The following is a 15,138-nucleotide window of genomic DNA, read 5'->3' as shown; positions in this document are numbered from 1 at the left end:
GTCAGAGCGCGTTCACCGCGGTGACGAACTTGTCCCACGAGGAGGCGGCGTCGTCGGTGCGGTCCACGTCCACGCGGGTCAGGGCCTGCTGCATGGCGTCGTTGATCGGGAAGTACTTCGGCCCCTTGAACGGGGTGACCTCCACGGCCTGGGCGCGCTCGGCGAAGATCTCCCCCGAGGGCGCGTCGCGGAAGAACGGGTTCGTCTGGCTCAGCAGCTCCTCGCTCTCCAGCGCCTCGACCTGGCTCGGGAAGTTGCCCTTCGCGGTGAAGGCCTGCACCTGCTGCTCCGGGGCGGTCAGCCAGTCGGCCAGCTTCTTCGCCTCGGCCTGGTGCTCCCCCTGGGTGGGCACCGTCAGGTAGGACCCGCCCCAGTTGCCCCCGCCGCCGGGGAAGACGTTGGCGATGTCCCAGCCCTCGACGCCGGCGGCGTTGCCCTCGATGATGCCGAGCATCCAGCCCGGGCACAGCATGGTTGCGAAGGCGTCGGACTGGAAGCCGGCGGCCCAGTCGTCGCTCCACTGGCCCAGGTGCGCCGAGAGGTCGTCCTCGGTGGAGGCCTCCAGGACCTGCTCGTAGACGGCCTTCACCTCGGGGTTCTCGGCCGCGATGACCGTGCCGTCCTCCTCCTCGTAGGCGTTTTGGACCTGGTTGATCATGCCCTGGTAGGTGGCCCCGGCGGAGTCGTACCAGGCCACGTCCTCGTTCTGGGCCACGAAGTCCCGGCCCACCGAGAAGTAGTTCTCCCAGTCCCCGGTGAGCAGTTCGGCGACCTCCTCGCGGTCGCTCGGCAGGCCCGCCTCCTCGAAGAGGTCCGCGCGGTAGCAGACCGCCTCCGGGCCGGAGTCGGTGCCGTAGCCGATCAGCCGGCCGTCGGTCGTGGTGGCGGCCTCGGTCTTCCAGTCCAGCCAGCGTCCCTCGACCTCGGGGTCCGTCAGGTCGGCGAACTGGTCCGGGTACTCCATCAGCTCGGGCAGCCAGTCCACCTCGATGGCCTCGATGTCGGACAGGCCCGAGCCCGCGGCCAGGCGGGTGGTGAGGTTGTCGCGGGCCTCGTTGGAGGTCGCGGCCTTCTTGTGCTCGATGGTCACGTTCGGGTTCTCGGCCTCGTACTCCTCGAAGAGCTCCTCGTAGCCGAACTCGTTGAACGTGGCGACCGTGAGGGTCACGTCCTCGGTGCCGGTCTCGCCGTCCACCCCGGCGTCCTCGGAGGCGGCCCCGGCACCACAGCCGGTCAGCGTCAGGGTCAGGCAGGCCGCTGCGGCCGAGAGGGCGGTGGTGCGTGCTCTGGTGCGCACAGGTGACTCCTTCATCGTCAACGGGACGGGTCCTGCCGGCACCGGACGGCGCACAGGCTGCTTCCCGCGGCCCCGCACGTGCCGGTCGACAGCGGCGCCCACTGTGTGGGAGCGCTCTCACCCGTGTGCCTACTGTGCGTGAGGTGCACCACATTGTCAAGCACGAGAATTGACCTATGACGATAGATATTGATAGAGGGAGAAGCTCTGGCAGGGCCGTTCCGCACGGTCTGCATATGGAACCGCTCCCACCGCGCATATCGGTCCGACCACCCGCACTTCCCCGTGCCGGCAGCAGGGATCCGGCGTCCCGAGCGCGCGTCACGTCGCGGGCGGGACGGGAACGGAACGCCCGGCACCCATGCGCGAGCCCCGGCGCACCGCTGCGCCGGGGCTCGTCCGTGCTCCACCGTGACCGGGGGCCCGCCTCGAACCGCGGGGCCCGGAACGGGCTCAGTCCTGCTGGTCGGACTCCTCGTTCTTGGCGTCCCCGTGCTCGTGCGGCACTGGGGTCATCTCGGTGGACATGTCGGCGTCGTCGTTGGAGGCCGCGTCCTCGATGGGATCCGGGCCGGAGGTCGGCTGCTCGCTCACTGGGGGCTCCTTCGTCGGGAGGGCTGGTGCCCTCAGCCTACGGCCCCGGCCGGAGCCGTGGACAGCAGCCGCACCGCCTCGCGGGCGGCCGCCCGTCCCGCGCGCGTGGCGCCGAGGGTCGAGGCCGAGGCGCCGTAGCCGACCAGCAGCACCCGCGGCTCCCGGAGCACCCGCACCCCGTCCGTGCGGATGCCGCCGCCCGGTTCGCGCAGCCCCAGGGGGGACAGGTGGTCGAGGGCGGGGCGGAACCCGGTGGCCCACAGGATCGCGTCCGCCCGGACCGCACGGCCGTCGGCGAGCAGGACGCCCTCGGGCGTCACCGCCCGCAACGGTCCCGCGGAGACGAGGATCCCCGCGTCGATCCCCGCCCGGTACTGCGGGGTCAGGGGCAGGCCGGTGGCCGAGACCACGCTGGCCGGCGGCAGCCCCGCGCGGGTCCGCGCGCCGACCCGGCGCTCGACGTCCCGCCCCCAGTCCGGGTCGAACTCCCGGTCCGTGAAGCGCGGCGCCCGGCGGGTGACCCACGTGGTGGTGGCGCCCGCCTCCGCCAGCTGGAGCAGGAACTGCACTGCCGATGTGCCGCCGCCCACGACCACCACGTGCCGGCCGCGGAGCTCCTCCGCGGACCGGAAGTCGTGGGTGTGCAGCTGGCGCCCCCGGAAGGACTCCCGCCCCGGGTAGTACGGCCAGTACGGGCGGTCCCAGGTGCCGGTGCCGTTGATCACCAGGTCCGTCCGCCAGGTGCCGGCGTCCGTGACCACCTCGAGCGGTCCGTCGTCGGACTCCGCCTCGACCCGGCGCACCGCGACGGGGCGGTGGACCGGGAGCCCGAAGCGGCGTTCGTACTCGCCGTAGTAGCGGGCGACGACGGCGGAGGCCGGCTCGGTCGGGTCCGGCTCCCCGAGGGGCAGCCCGGGCAGGTCGTGGATCCCGTGCGCGCCGCCGAAGGTGAGAGAGGGCCAGCGGTGCCGCCACGCTCCCCCGGGCCCGGGGTTGGCGTCCAGGACCACGAAGTCCTCCTCGGGGACCAGGCCCCGGCGCTGCAGGTGGTGGGCGGCCGAGAGTCCGGCCTGCCCCGCCCCGATGACCACGACCCGCATGCCACGCCCCTCCTTGGTTGATGTATCACCAATTGCGGAACGGGTGACGGCCCCGGACTATTCCGGCCGCGGCCCGGGCACCGGCGGGGCGCCGGCGGGGTGCCGGCTGCGGGAAGGGATCGGAGCCGCGCTCCGGCACCGGCCGCACGCCGGCGCCCTGGTGACCGTCACCTCGTCCACCACTGGCACCCTCTACAGCCGCGGGTCGTCGGCGTGGCCCGCCACGCACGCGGCGAGGACGATGACGGGCATCTTCCGCCGGCGGGTCTCCGCGAGCAGGAGCCGGTGCGCCGCCTCCCGGTCGATCTGGTGGCGTTCCATGAGGATCCCCACCGCAATGAGGATCACCTGCCGGTCGGCCAGCGCGGACGTCAGCGAGGTCGACAGCCGGTGGATCTCGCCCGGCTCCTGGGCCGCCCCGAGCAGCGTGGCCGCGGCTCCGGCGAGCAGGTCCAGCAGGTGCTCCTCGTGCTCGGTGAACGCGTGGGGGCCGGAGGCGTACACCTTGATCGCCCCGACCTCCTGCCCGCGGAAGACGAGCGGAGTGCTGAGCACCGAGCCCAGCCCGGTGGCGACCGCCGCTTTGGCCCAGTCCGGCCACCGGGTGTCCTCCGCGGTGTCGTCCACCCGTTGCATGCTCACGGTGTCCCACGCCGTGAGGCAGGGTCCCTGGCCCAGTTCGTACTGGAGGCGGTCCAGGGCCTCCACGGCCGGGTCGGTGGCCGCGGTGGTCCTCGGCCGCCCGTGCTCGTCCACCAGGGTGACCCCGGCCCCGGTGGCCATCGGGATCAGATCGCGGGCGACCTCGGCCAGCTGGGCCACCGCGGCGGTGGCCGCCGGGGCGTCCAGCAGCATCCGCTGCACGTGGGCGATCGCAGTGGTCAGCTCCATGGACGACACCTCGGATTCCACGGGGGATCCTCTCCTCGCCACGGCACCGGATGGGTTTCCACCGCACCCGGGAAGCACAGGCTTCCATGATGCCTCACCACCGTCTTCCCGCTGCCTCGCCGGGGCGGAATTCTCAGGCCCGGGACGGGCCCGTCCCCGGTCGGTCCACCGCCGGGGACGGCACCCGGAGCAGGGAGCGCACGTGCCGGACCGCCCGCCGGGCCTCCGGGGTCCACCAGGCCCCCACGTAGACGTGGAAGGCGCCGGGCTCGTAGAGCAGCTTCCCGGCGTTGCCCGCCCGGGCCAGGTCCCGGGCGAAGGCCAGGGCGTCGGCGGCGAGGATGTCCTGGCCGCCCTGCACCACGTGCACCGGCGGCAGCCCGGCCACGTCCCCGTAGAGCGGGCTGACCAGCGGGTCCGTGAGCTCGCGGTCGCGCGCCCAGGCCGCCGCCATGGGGACCACCTGGTCGGTGCTCAGCATGGGGTCGTGCGGGTCGATCTCCCGCACGGCCGGATGTGTGGCGGAGACGTCCACCGCCGGGGAGAAGCCCACCACGTGGTCGGGCAGCCGCTGCCCGGCGTCCCGCAGGCGCATGGCCAGCCCGATCGCCAGGCACCCGCCCGCGGAGTCCCCTGCCACCACGACCCGATCCGTGCCGGGCCGGGCCACGAGATCGGCCCAGGCGGCGGCGAGGAAGTCGTAGCCCTCGTCCACGTGGCCCTCCGGGGCCAGCCGGTAGAGCGGGACCGTGACCGTGGTCCCGGTGTCCTGCACGAGCTCGCGGACGATCCACCAGTGCGCCGGCAGCAGCGGGTTCACGAACGCCCCGCCGTGCAGGTAGATCAGGTGGGACCCGTCCGCCCCGGCGCGCGGGGTCAGCCGCAGCAGCGGGCGCCCGGCCACCTCGGTGCGCTCCACGGCGTGCGAGCGCCGCAGGCCGGCCGGGACCCTGGCCGGCTCCGGATACCGGCGTCCGTGCAGCTGCTCCACCGGGGTCCACGGCTGCAGGCGCGTGCGCAGGCGGACGGCCCGGGACGTCACGGCCATGCTGATGCTCATCCGCTCTCCTTCCCTCGGGGCGGGCTCAGGCGAGCCGCACGGTCGTGAGACACGTGGGGCTGTCGGGGGAGGTCGCGAACTCCTCCACCGCCGTGCCCCGCTCCGAGCCGATCTCCAGCGTGCCGGTGATGTCCTTGGGCAGCCAGAAGCCCACGAACCCGTTCTCGTAGCTGGTCACGGTCTCGTCCACGAGCACGGCCCCGGAGTCGTCGGTGATCCGCACGTCGAAGTCCTCGCCCACGAGCTCGCCCTGGCACCCGGAGAGGCTGTGGGAGAAGCACTCGTGCGTGGTGGTGATCCACGGGGCCACCGCGAGGTAGAAGCGATCCTCCGGCATGGGCAGGGCCGTCTCGGTGCTGCCGTCGCTGAGGACCACCTCGTCGTAGGTCACCGAGCCGGCGAGTCCGGCGGCGCGGTCCTCGTGCGTGCGGTCGAGCTGCTCGACCACCTCCTGGGTGCTCGCGCCCTCGAGCCCGTGCTCCCGCAGCAGGGCGTCCTGCGCGGAGCCGCCGCCGGCACAGCCGGAGACGAGGAGCAGGACGGCGGCGGACGCGGACAGCACGGCGGATCTCATGGGCCCAGGATATCGGGGGCGGCCCCGGACTCCCGCTCCTGCGCGGCCCTCCGGGACCCCGGGAGTTTCCTGTGGGACCGGTCACAGATCCGGCCCCGGCGGCTAGAGTGGATGTCCAGTGGTGTCAGGGTTCGGGAGGATCCGCCATGCAGAACACCGAGAACAAGGACGTCTCCGGGATCACGCTCCTGGTCGCCGGGGCGGTCGTCCTGTCCGTGGTCTCGTTCGTCCTCGTCAACCTGGGCACGATCCTTCTCCTGCTGGCCGCGGCCGCCCTGTGGCTGCTCGGCGTGCTGCTGCGGGCGCTCGCCCGCTCCCTGGCGGAGCGCGCGCGGGCATGGCTGCGAGGCACGCCGCGGAGCCCCGCACGGTCCGGTGCGGGCCCCGGTGCGCGGCCGGCCGGCCGGACCGCTGCGAGGAACCCGAGGAAGAGCCCTCGGAGGAGCAGCGGAAAGTCGGTCGCGAAGACCGCCGAGCAGGCCCGGCGGAGCGCCGTGGAGGACATGCGCACGGCCTGGATCCGGTGGCAGCTCGGCACCCTCCCGCCGCAGCAGCGGCGCGGGGACGCGTCCTTCGTCGCCGCCCGGCTGGCCGAGGTCCCGCACGCGGACTGGGACGCGACGCGGCTCCGGCGGCACGGCCAGGCGCTGTGGTGCGTCCGGGACGCGTCCGCCCGGACGCCCCTGCACGGGGAGCTCGAGGCGCGCCTGGACCGGGTCGCCGCCATGATCTCGGAGCTCACCGACGAGGAGTTCGACACCCACCGCGGCCAGACCGACGAGCAGTACCTCTACCACCCGGACCGCGCGGTCCGGGCCGCGTACCTGGCGGGCGGGTCGCAGGCCGTCGAGACCATCATGGGCACCATCACCGCCGTCCGCGCCCAGGTCCGCGAGGACGCGGCCGCCCGCGCGGCCGCGGACTGCCTGGCGCGCGAGCGCAACGCCGCGCTCCGGGCCCTGCGGGAGACCCGCCGGCCGGCCCGGCCGCGGGACGCCCACGCCGCCTGGGAGGCGCAGGCCGAGCAGATCGGCCGGTGAGCCGCCGCGTCCGGGGCGGCACCGGCCAGCATCGGGTCCAGCATCATCCACAGCAAGCACTCGACGAAGCCGAGCAGCACTGGGAGGAGCTTCCGGGTCATCCGCTGCTGTGCTTCACGGAGTCGGGTCGCACCCCACGGACAGGACACGCCGGACACCGGGACCGCGGGCGGAGGCTACGCCAGGTGCTCCGCCGGCTCGCCCTGGAACTCGCGCACCTCCACGGGGAGGGTGGTCGCCCGCGCCAGTTTCCGCCCCCACTCGATGGCGGCGTCGTAGTCGGGCGCGGCCACGATGCAGATGCCCCCGGCGTGCTCGTCCTCCCGCTCGTACGGGCCGTCCGTGGTCACCACGTCGTCCCCGTGGAAGCGCACGACGACGGACGCCTCCGCCCGGTCCAGGCCCCCGGCGAAGACCCACGCCCCGGCCGCCCTGAGCTCCTCGTTGAAGGCCGCGACGTCCCGCATCACGGGTTCGAGGACCTCCGGGGCCGCCGGCCCGCCGTCGGGCTGTTCGATGCTGAGCAGGTAGTGCTTCATGGCGAGCCTCCTGGGCGTCGGATGGTCCTCGGAGTCTACGGTCGCGGCGGCCCGCCGAAATAGACCCGGGCCTCCAGCACGCGCCCGTCCCGCACGGTGATCGCCTCCATGTTCTCGAAGATCCCGCCGGTCCTGAGCTCGTACTCGTAGCGGACGAACACCAGTCCGGGCTGCGCCTCGACCACCTGGAGCAGGTCCTGCCGGGCGACCCGGCCCGCCGTGGGGAAGCATCGCTCGAAGTACGCCGCCCGGTCGATGCGGTCGTCCTGCGGGGAGGTGAAGCGGAACCCGTCCCCGACGAGCTCGCGGGCCGCCGCTTCGTCCTGCGCGAGGTAGGCGGCGAAGAGCCGCCGGACGACGTCCGTGCTGCCGTTGGTCATGCCCGCAAGCTACTCCCGGGCGGGGAGCGGGACAAGCACGGTCCCGCTCCGGCCGGCGGGCTCTGCAGCCCTGCGGTGCCGGGGCCGCCGGCTCCTCGTCGTCGGCCCCGGCCGGGACGCCAACGGTGCCGGCGTCCCGGGATCCCGCCGCATGGACCATCATGGGAGGTCCGAGGGACCGCTCACGCGTGCGTCCCCGCCCGTCAGGAGGACCCGTGCCCAAGAGCAAGCCCCGCAAGAAGGCCGCCGCCAAGAAGAAGCAGCAGCGGCGGGAGTTCCACGCCGCCGCCGGCGCCCGCACCGTCGACGTCGAGGGCGCCGAGCAGGGCACGTGGGACGACGACGCCCACGAGCTGCTCGTCGCCCGCGGCTGGGTGGCCTACCGGGACCTGGAGATGGACCAGCTCGGCGACGGCTGGGAGTGGCTGCCGTCCCAGCTGCCCCTGGACGCCGGCGTGGGCGGGGAGCCGGGGCCCACCACCGTGTTCGCCGCGGCCGAGGGCGGCTACGACGTCGAGCTGGCCAACGCCAACGGCTCCGTGGACCCGGACCGCGCGGGCCACTACGACACCCTCGAGGAACTCGCCGCGGACCTGGACAGTCTCGAGGCCTGGCGCGTACCGGCCGGCGAGTACGTCCTGCCCGACGTCCCGACCTTCTCCGCGGACACCCCGTGGGCGATCTGCCAGCTGTGGGCCGGCGGGATGATCGACCACTGGGAGCTCGCGGCGGACCTCCTCCACTTCCCGTACGAGGAGACCGAGGAGGGCTTCGCCGCGGTCGAGCGCGCCCACCGGGCCGGGCTGATCCCCGCGCGGCTCTACGCCGCGATCCGCGCCGGACGGGCCGCGTAGCGCGGCCCGATCCCTTGTCGGGGCTCCGGGCGCGGCGTAGCGTGAGCCGGGACCAGCACCCTGCTGAGCACACGAGGAGCGGCATGAGCGAGACGACCCCGGACCCGGCCGAGAACAAGCCCTCCCAGGCCGAGGGGGACCTGCCCGAGGACCAGAGCGTGGAGCCGGCCGTCGACCCGGACGACAACAAGCCCTCCCAGGCCGAGGGGGACGCCCCCGCGGACGCGCCGGGCGACGACTGACCCCCGCACCAGGACGCCGGGCGCCCCGACCGGGACGCCCGGCGTCCTCGTGCGCGGGCTCCGGGCGGTCACGCCGCGGGCGTGCCCGGGGCCCCGGGGACCGGCCGGTCCCCGGAGCGCTCCGCGCGCACGCTCACCCGGAGGTGCGGGGGTGGCGGGCCGCGAAGTCGCGGGCCACGTCCTCCATGAAGGCGAACTCCACCCCGTCGTGGCCGGCGATGTGGTCGAAGAGCCGCTCGAGCATCAGCAGGTTCTGCGGCCGCCCCGAGACGTCCGGGTGGATGGTGATCGGGAAAACGCCGTAGTCCATCTCGCGGTAGACCCAGTCGAACTGGTCCTGCCACAGCTGCTCGACGTCGCGCGGGGACACGAAGCCGTGGCTGTTCGGGCTGGACTTGATGAACATCATCGGCGGCAGGTCGTCCAGGTACCACGAGGCCGGGATCTCGATCAGGTCCGTCTCCTCACCGCGGACCAGCGGCTTCATCCACTCCTTCGCCGAGGCCGCCTCGTAGTCGATCCTGGTCCAGGTGTCCCCGACGCGCACGTAGTACGGGGTGTGGTCGTCGTGCATCAGCGAGTGGTCGTAGAGGAAGCCGCGCTCGAGCAGGATCTCGTTGGTCACCGAGGAGAACTCCCACCACGGGGCCACGTAGCCCACCGGCTTCCTCCCCGACCGCCGCTCGATGAGATCGGTGCAGTAGTCGAGGATCTCGGTCTCCTGCTGCCGGGTCATCGCGATGGGGTTCTCGTGGGAGTACCCGTGCACGCCGATCTCGTGCCCGGCGGCCACGGTCGCGTCGAACTGCTCGGGGAAGGTCTCGACGGAGTGCCCGGGCCAGAACCAGGTCACCGGCATCTCCCGGCGCTGGGCCAGCTGGAGCAGCCGCGGCACCCCGACCTCGCCGGCGAAGAGGCCGCGGGAGATGTCCCCCGGGGAGTCCTCCCCGCCGTAGGAGCCGAGCCAGCCGCCGACGGCGTCCACGTCGATGCCGACCGAGACATAGATCTTCTTGGACATGCTTCCTCCTGGTGGGTCGGTGTTCAGCAGTACGGCCGGAAGGCCTCGGGGAACTCGTGGACCGGGGTGCCGTGGGCGACGAGCAGCGCCGCGAGGATCCTCGCCTGGAAGGGGTTGAGGTCCCCGGACGGGACCGCGCCGGCGGCCACGAGGTCCACGCCGCCGCCGTTGCCGTAGACCGGCAGCACGGGCCCCCAGGGGACACGGGAAGCGAGCACCACGGCGCACCCGGCCCCGACCGCCCGGCGCACCGCCTCCGCGAAACCGGGGCCCGCGTTGCCGGTGCCCGAGCCGGCGAGGACCACGGCCTGCGCCCCCGAGCGCACCGCGAAGTCGAAGAGCTCCGGGGTCGCCCCGGGGTGGGCCGTGACGATCTCGACGCGCGTCGTGTCGAAGGCCGGCGGCGGCGGGGGCAGGGCGGGGCGCCGGACCGGTGCGGCCGTGACGACGAGCTCGTCCCCGGCCAGGTGCGCGACCTCGACCCCGCCCGCGAACGGGTCGGCCGCCAGGGTGTGGGCCTTGCGGGCGCCGCGGGCGGAGCGGACCGTGCCGGCGAAGGAGATCAGCGCCCCGCAGCCGCGCAGCCGTTCGTCGGCGGCGGCCAGCACCGCCTCGCCCACGTTGCGCGGCCCGTCCGGGGCCGGGCTGTCGGCGGGCTGCTGGGCGCCGGTGAGGACCGTGCTCTTCGCGCTGTCGTGCACGAGGTCGAGCAGGAAGGCGGTCTCCTCGAGGGTGTCGGTCCCGTGGGTGACCACCACCCCGTCGGTGGCCGGATCGGCCAGCGCGTCCCGGACCGCCTCGGCGATCGTCCGCAGCTGCCCCAGGGTGAGCCGGTAGCTGCCGGTGGTCAGCACGTCCCGGGCGGTGACGGTCAGCTCCCCGTAGCGGTCCTGCGCGAGGTCGGCGGCGGTGTCCGTGGCCACCGAGCCCTGGTCACCGGCGCCCCGGGAGGCGATGGTGCCCCCGGTGCCGAGCAGCTGGACGTGTGCCACGGTGCGCCTCCTCGGTCCGCCGGTCCTGCGCGGGCCGCGCCTCCCGACCGCCGGGGCGCACCCGCTGTGGTCCCCGACAGTAGGCGAGGCGGCCGCGCCGCGCCACACCCGGCGGGGTCAGCTCCGGCGGCGCGCGTCCCCGCCGGAGCGGTGCTGCGCGCCCGCGCCGTCCTTGGGCGCCCACCCGGACAGGCCGAGGAGGTCGGCCACCTCGCGGTAGTGGCTCGTGGAGAGGATCCCGAAGCCGGCCTCGACCGCCCGGCGGTAGTAGTGCACGTCGAGGGCGTCGGCGGGCAGGTTCTCGTCGTAGCGGTGCAGCTCGAGGCGCATGGGCACGTTCCAGCTCCGCATCCGCAGGCTCTCCTCCATGTCCGGGACGTAGTGGCCGGCGAACCCGACCACCCGGCGGAGGTCGGGCACCTCCCGCCGGACGTCGTCGACCGTGGGCAGGCCGTCGGGGTGGGTGGGGACGAAGTAGACGAGGTCGGGCGCGATCCTGCGGTAGACGGCCAGCTCCGTCAGGCCGTTCACGCCGACCACCACCTGGCTCTCGGCCCGGTGCGTGCGGACGAGCTCGACGACGGCCTCCGGGGCCACGTTCCTGACGTCGAGCCACAGCACCGAGCCGGCCAGCACCGCCCAGGTGAGGAACTCCGCGGCCTCCCGGATGGGGAACCGGGTGACCTCGCCGTAGTTGTCCACGAGGTGCTGGCTGAGCACGTAGTCCGCCGACTGCTCGCTCACGGGGCCGGCGCCGGTGCTCCCGTGCCCCATGACGGCCTCGTGCAGGACCACGCACCGGCCGTCGACCGTGGTGCGCAGCTCGATCTCGATCATCGTGCGGGCCCGGGTGGCGAGGACGTTCCGGGCGGACTCCAGCGCCGAGCAGGGCCAGGACCCGTCGGGGTGGTAGCCGGCGCGGCGGGCCAGCAGGAGGGGACCGTCGCTGACCAGGCGGTCGTGGCGGGTGTAGGCGGCCAGCTCGGCCGGCGAGTCGAAGACGATCGAGTGCTCTGCTGCTCGCGGCCCGTCGGTGCCGGCGTGGTAGGGCGGGTGCGGGCGGCGGTGCTCGTTCGGCATGGGAACTCCTGGGGGGATGGGAGCGCGGACAGCGGCCGTGGGGGGACGGCCGGTGGGCGGGAAGCGGGGGAACTGCCCGTCCACTCGTGCTCAGGGGCCCTCGGCCGCCCGTGCACGCTCCAACTCTTCCACGTCCGAGGCCGAATACGTGGCTGCGATCTGCATGTCGTTGCCTCCGCGCAGCACATTGGTGGTCCTGAGGCCCGTGAATAGCATCCGGGGAATGGGGCGGTAGCTGGTGCGGCCGTCGTCGACGGGCCGGGTCCGGGTCCGGTGGCGCAGCGCGACGGCGTGCAGCCACACGTCGTCGGCCATGGGGGCGCAGGCCGTGAACCCGCTCCCGGTGTCCCGCAGGGCGTCGAGCAGGTGCGGTGGATAGAGCACCCCGGAGGTGCCCGTGGCGAAGGTCCGGTAGGAGGCCTCCGCGGGGGCGCCGGGGCTCCAGGTGGCGTAGGGCAGGATCCGCCCGTTCCCGACGCCCAGCCGGTGCGCACGGTGGGCGATCACGTCCCGGGGGTGCCGCTCGTGGACCGCCAGCAGCTCCTCGAGCCACGTCTCGCCGTAGAGCACGTCGTCGTCCGCGATGACCATCGGGAGCTCGTGGTGGGCCACGGAGCGCACATAGGGGTAGTACTTCTGATGGGGACCCCAGTCCTCGGTGCACCGCAGCTCGAGGCCCCGGCGCACCAGCCGGGCCAGCGGCGGGGGCGGATCGGCCACGACGTCGGCCTCCCGCAGCCACAGGATCAGCCGCTGCGGGCGGACGGTGCCGTGCGCCATCGACTCCACGGCCAGGTGGACCGTCCGGATCCGGCTCCCGTAGGACGTGAGGCTCACGACCACGGGCGCGTCCCCCCGCACGGGCGCGGCCGAGCAGCGGTTCCGGACCCGGAAGTACAGGGCGCTGCGGCTGGTCCGGAACGAACGCAGCCAGTCGCGGACCAGCTCCCGGGACAGCACCCACCGCAGGGGGTGCCGGTGCCGTCCTCCCGGACGGGTGCTCATGACGAGCGCGCCAGGGCCGCCCGGGCCGCCTCGCCGCCGAGCTGCAGGACTCCCGCGTCGGTGGTGACCGCGATCCAGGAGAAGCCCTGCGCCCGCAGCGCGGCGGCACGCTCCGGGGAGCCGGCGAAGGCGCCCGCCAGGACGCCGGCCTCCCGGCACGCCCGCACGATCGTGGGCAGGGGCGCGTCCGCCGCGGTGTCCGCGAGAAGCTCGTCGACGTCCCGGCCCAGGGCGAGCGCGAGGTCGAAGGGCCCCACGAAGACCATGTCCAGGTCCGGGACCGCCGCGATCGCCCGGACCCCGGCGACCGCGGACGCCGTCTCCACCATCACCGCGCACAGCGGCCGGGGCAGGTCCGCCACGCCCGCGGCGTCCCGTGAGCCGGGCAGCGGCCCCCAGCTCCGGGCGCCCCGCGGCGGGAAGTGCGCCGCGGCGACAGCGGCCTCGGCCTGGGCCGCGTCCTGGACGAGCGGCACGACGACGCCGTCGGCGCCGGCGTCCAGCGCCCGGCCGATCAGGGTGAGGTCGTTCGCGGCGACCCGGACCAGCACCGGGGCGGACGGCGCGCGCCGCAGGGCGAAGAGACCGCGGACGGCGGCGTCGTCGAAGTGGCCGTGCTGGGCGTCGACGCCCACCCAGTCGAAGCCGGCGCGCTCCAGGGCGAGCACGGTCCGGGCCTCGCCGAGGGTGGCCCACACGCCCGCGCGCACCCCGTCCTCGCCGTCGTGGCCGTCGTAGCTGCTGCCGTCGTGGCTGCTGCTGCTGTCGTTGCCGGATGCCTCTGCCGCGGTCATGGCTCCATTCTGGCAGGAGGCGGACCGATGTCCGCCTCAGATCTCCGCGGTGGCCAGGACGGGCGGCGTGGGCGTCTCGGAGCCCCCGGCGGGCTCCACGGTCATGGCCACCGCCGCGGCACCGCCGACGTCCCCGTCCAGCCAGACCTGCACGTCGCCCCCGCCGAAGTGCACGTCCGGCACCGGCGTCCCGCCCTGCACGAGCCACAGCTGGTACTCCCGGCCCTCCCCCGGCCCGGTGAGACCGGAGGCCACGAACAGCGCCGCGTCCTCCTGCGCCGAGACCACCAGGGTGGCCGGACGGCCGTCCACCTCGAGCTGGCGGGTGGTGACGTCCGGGGCGCTCAGCAGCCGGGCCTGCCGGTCCTGCTCCTGGGCCACGAGCTGCTGCTCCCGCTGCTCGGACTGCGTGCCGAGGGCCCAGCCGCCCAGGGCGGCACCGGGCAGGAGCACAGCGGCCGCGGCGGCGGCCAGCCAGCGGCGCCGGCGCCGCGGGGCCAGGGGCACGACCGTGCCCGGGGACGTGTCCCCGGCGCCCGGATCCGCAGGGTCCTCCGGGTCCGCAGGGTCCGCAGGGTCCGCCGCACGGTGCCCGGACCGCTGCTCCTGCGGCGTCCCGTGCACGGCCGCGAGGACGTTCGCGCGCAGCGCCGCCGGCGGCGGCTCGGCGACGGCGGAGGCCAGGTGCGCCCCGACCTCGCCGAAGGCGGCCACCTCCTCCCGGCAGGCCGCGCAGCCGCGCAGATGGAGCTCGAACGCGGCCCGCTCGCCGGGCTCGAGGGCATCCACGGCGTAGAGCGCCGCGTCGGCGTGGACGTCGGCGTGGACGTCACCGTGGACGTCACCGCGGACCTCGCCGTGGACGTCGTCCGTCCGGTCGTCCCCCTGGCCGTCCTTCACTGCCGCACCCCCAGTGCCGATCTGAGATTGTTGAGCCCGTCCCGGATCCTGGCCTTCGCCGTGCCCAGCGGGACGGCCAGGTGCTCCGCGACCTGGCGGTGGCTGTACCCCCGGTAGTACACCAGACAGACGGCCTCCCGCTGGAGCGGGCTGAGCTCACCGAGCCGAGCCCGCACCTCCTCGGAGTCCAGGGACTGCTCCACCTCGCTCCAGGTCGAGTCGGACGGGGTCTCGGCCCGGCGGGACTCGTACTGCTGGTCCCGGTCCCGGTCCCGCTGGTGCTGCCGGATCCGGTCCACCCCGCGGCGGTGGGCCATGGTGCACAGCCACGCCAGGGCCGTGCCGCGGGCGGCGTCGAAGCGCCCCGCCTGCTGCCAGGCCATCAGATACACCTCCTGGACCACCTCGGCGGCCAGCTCCGGGGAGCGGACCAGCCGCAGCACGAGACCGTGGACGGTCCCGGACGTCGCATCGTACAGCCGGGCGAAGGCGTCCTCGTCCCCGTCCGCGGCACGGCGCAGCAGCTCGGCCTGTTCCTCGGCCCGCCCGGGGGCGGGAACCGGGGCGCCGCCGATCCGGCCGGTGGGTCTGTCGCTCACACGGTCTCGCAGTCCACTCGGGGAGCAGCACCGCGCCCGGGACCCGGGCGGGTGCAGTGTCGCACTGCACCCTGCCACACCGGGCGGGGGTGGTGCGCCCGACACACTCGCTGTCTCCACGACTCCTGTTCGTCGCGGGGCGGGCAGCGGACGGGGTCCACGACCCGTCCCGGCGC

18 protein-coding genes are annotated in these 15,138 nt (G+C 74.5%); 3 read left to right on the top strand and 15 right to left on the bottom strand.

The annotated features are described in order from the left end of the window. Position 1 precedes the first annotated feature (1 nt). From AVL61_RS02805 to AVL61_RS02785, 6 genes are all read right to left on the bottom strand, one after another. Positions 2-1,312, bottom strand: coding sequence for an ABC transporter substrate-binding protein (locus tag AVL61_RS02805; protein WP_408669407.1), 1,311 nt, complete (start codon positions 1,310-1,312; stop codon positions 2-4). A gap of 438 nt (positions 1,313-1,750) precedes the next feature. Beyond that, positions 1,751-1,891, bottom strand: a complete 141-nt coding sequence (locus tag AVL61_RS17740) for a hypothetical protein (RefSeq protein WP_157571263.1) — start codon at positions 1,889-1,891, stop codon at positions 1,751-1,753. A 32-nt stretch (positions 1,892-1,923) separates the two neighbouring features. After that, positions 1,924-2,991, bottom strand: coding sequence for an FAD-dependent oxidoreductase (locus AVL61_RS02800; RefSeq protein ID WP_058872835.1), 1,068 nt, complete (start codon positions 2,989-2,991; stop codon positions 1,924-1,926). A gap of 192 nt (positions 2,992-3,183) precedes the next feature. Beyond that, the gene (locus AVL61_RS02795) at positions 3,184-3,903 is read right to left on the bottom strand and encodes a GAF and ANTAR domain-containing protein (RefSeq protein ID WP_058872834.1); all 720 of its coding nucleotides are present in this window, start codon (positions 3,901-3,903) and stop codon (positions 3,184-3,186) included. A 112-nt stretch (positions 3,904-4,015) separates the two neighbouring features. Beyond that, positions 4,016-4,942 carry an alpha/beta hydrolase gene (locus AVL61_RS02790; protein ID WP_058872833.1) on the bottom strand — a complete coding sequence of 309 codons (927 nt, stop codon included), beginning with the start codon at positions 4,940-4,942 and terminating at the stop codon, positions 4,016-4,018. Between the two features lie 25 nt (positions 4,943-4,967). Next, on the bottom strand, positions 4,968-5,516 hold the full coding sequence (locus tag AVL61_RS02785; RefSeq protein WP_058872832.1) for a CueP family metal-binding protein: 549 nt from the start codon (positions 5,514-5,516) through the stop codon (positions 4,968-4,970). Positions 5,517-5,662: 146 nt separating this feature from the next. Here AVL61_RS02785 and AVL61_RS02780 point away from each other — a divergent pair, with 146 nt between their 5' ends. Further along, complete coding sequence (locus AVL61_RS02780) at positions 5,663-6,556, top strand: hypothetical protein (protein ID WP_058872831.1); 894 nt, start codon at positions 5,663-5,665, stop codon at positions 6,554-6,556. Between the two features lie 176 nt (positions 6,557-6,732). Here AVL61_RS02780 and AVL61_RS02775 read toward each other — a convergent pair whose 3' ends face one another. Together AVL61_RS02775 and AVL61_RS02770 are read right to left on the bottom strand one after the other, a co-directional pair. Next, complete coding sequence (locus AVL61_RS02775; protein WP_058872830.1) at positions 6,733-7,095, bottom strand: YciI family protein; 363 nt, start codon at positions 7,093-7,095, stop codon at positions 6,733-6,735. Positions 7,096-7,130: 35 nt separating this feature from the next. Beyond that, entirely contained in the window at positions 7,131-7,475 is a 345-nt protein-coding gene (locus AVL61_RS02770; RefSeq protein ID WP_058872829.1) for a nuclear transport factor 2 family protein, read from the bottom strand. Positions 7,476-7,690: 215 nt separating this feature from the next. Between AVL61_RS02770 and AVL61_RS02765 the strand changes: the two genes are divergently transcribed. Beyond that, positions 7,691-8,329, top strand: a complete 639-nt coding sequence (locus AVL61_RS02765) for a hypothetical protein (RefSeq protein WP_058872828.1) — start codon at positions 7,691-7,693, stop codon at positions 8,327-8,329. Positions 8,330-8,412: 83 nt separating this feature from the next. Next, the gene (locus tag AVL61_RS17735; protein WP_157571262.1) at positions 8,413-8,571 is read left to right on the top strand and encodes a hypothetical protein; all 159 of its coding nucleotides are present in this window, start codon (positions 8,413-8,415) and stop codon (positions 8,569-8,571) included. 133 nt (positions 8,572-8,704) lie between these two features. Here the strand turns inward: AVL61_RS17735 and AVL61_RS02760 are convergent, their stop codons facing one another. From AVL61_RS02760 to sigK, 7 genes are all read right to left on the bottom strand, one after another. Then, positions 8,705-9,592 carry a polysaccharide deacetylase family protein gene (locus AVL61_RS02760; RefSeq protein WP_058872827.1) on the bottom strand — a complete coding sequence of 296 codons (888 nt, stop codon included), beginning with the start codon at positions 9,590-9,592 and terminating at the stop codon, positions 8,705-8,707. A 23-nt stretch (positions 9,593-9,615) separates the two neighbouring features. Next, a complete protein-coding gene (locus AVL61_RS02755; protein WP_058872826.1) occupies positions 9,616-10,584 on the bottom strand; it encodes an asparaginase in 969 nt (322 codons plus the stop codon). A 117-nt stretch (positions 10,585-10,701) separates the two neighbouring features. Further along, positions 10,702-11,664 (bottom strand): PI-PLC domain-containing protein, encoded by a 963-nt coding sequence (locus tag AVL61_RS02750; protein WP_058872825.1) that lies wholly within the window; start codon positions 11,662-11,664, stop codon positions 10,702-10,704. A 90-nt stretch (positions 11,665-11,754) separates the two neighbouring features. Continuing rightward, entirely contained in the window at positions 11,755-12,669 is a 915-nt protein-coding gene (locus tag AVL61_RS02745; RefSeq protein ID WP_157571261.1) for a glycosyltransferase, read from the bottom strand. Next, the gene (locus tag AVL61_RS02740; protein WP_058872823.1) at positions 12,666-13,463 is read right to left on the bottom strand and encodes an HpcH/HpaI aldolase family protein; all 798 of its coding nucleotides are present in this window, start codon (positions 13,461-13,463) and stop codon (positions 12,666-12,668) included. Before AVL61_RS02740 ends, AVL61_RS02745 begins: the two co-directional genes overlap by 4 nt. A 36-nt stretch (positions 13,464-13,499) precedes the next feature. Then, entirely contained in the window at positions 13,500-14,363 is an 864-nt protein-coding gene (locus tag AVL61_RS02735; RefSeq protein WP_058872822.1) for an anti-sigma factor, read from the bottom strand. Next, positions 14,360-14,962 carry an ECF RNA polymerase sigma factor SigK gene (sigK, locus tag AVL61_RS02730; RefSeq protein ID WP_231738258.1) on the bottom strand — a complete coding sequence of 201 codons (603 nt, stop codon included), beginning with the start codon at positions 14,960-14,962 and terminating at the stop codon, positions 14,360-14,362. The genes AVL61_RS02735 and sigK overlap by 4 nt, the downstream gene beginning before the upstream one ends. Positions 14,963-15,138: the final 176 nt, after the last annotated feature.

It is taken from the genome of Kocuria rosea subsp. polaris, from assembly GCF_001483755.1.
Lineage (GTDB): Bacteria > Actinomycetota > Actinomycetes > Actinomycetales > Micrococcaceae > Kocuria > Kocuria cellulosilytica.
Note: the sequence above shows the minus strand (reverse complement) of the source record. Positions and strands in the feature narration are given on the sequence as shown.

Coding starts and splice junctions, on each gene's coding strand:
- AVL61_RS02805 (WP_408669407.1), bottom strand. CDS start 1,312: ATGAAGGAGTCACCTGTGCGCACCAGAGCACGCACCACCGCCCTCTCG.
- AVL61_RS02800 (WP_058872835.1), bottom strand. CDS start 2,991: ATGCGGGTCGTGGTCATCGGGGCGGGGCAGGCCGGACTCTCGGCCGCC.
- AVL61_RS02790 (WP_058872833.1), bottom strand. CDS start 4,942: ATGAGCATCAGCATGGCCGTGACGTCCCGGGCCGTCCGCCTGCGCACG.
- AVL61_RS02785 (WP_058872832.1), bottom strand. CDS start 5,516: ATGAGATCCGCCGTGCTGTCCGCGTCCGCCGCCGTCCTGCTCCTCGTC.
- AVL61_RS02780 (WP_058872831.1), top strand. CDS start 5,663: ATGCAGAACACCGAGAACAAGGACGTCTCCGGGATCACGCTCCTGGTC.
- AVL61_RS02775 (WP_058872830.1), bottom strand. CDS start 7,095: ATGAAGCACTACCTGCTCAGCATCGAACAGCCCGACGGCGGGCCGGCG.
- AVL61_RS02770 (WP_058872829.1), bottom strand. CDS start 7,475: ATGACCAACGGCAGCACGGACGTCGTCCGGCGGCTCTTCGCCGCCTAC.
- AVL61_RS17735 (WP_157571262.1), top strand. CDS start 8,413: ATGAGCGAGACGACCCCGGACCCGGCCGAGAACAAGCCCTCCCAGGCC.
- AVL61_RS02760 (WP_058872827.1), bottom strand. CDS start 9,592: ATGTCCAAGAAGATCTATGTCTCGGTCGGCATCGACGTGGACGCCGTC.
- AVL61_RS02750 (WP_058872825.1), bottom strand. CDS start 11,664: ATGCCGAACGAGCACCGCCGCCCGCACCCGCCCTACCACGCCGGCACC.
- AVL61_RS02745 (WP_157571261.1), bottom strand. CDS start 12,669: ATGAGCACCCGTCCGGGAGGACGGCACCGGCACCCCCTGCGGTGGGTG.
- AVL61_RS02740 (WP_058872823.1), bottom strand. CDS start 13,463: ATGACCGCGGCAGAGGCATCCGGCAACGACAGCAGCAGCAGCCACGAC.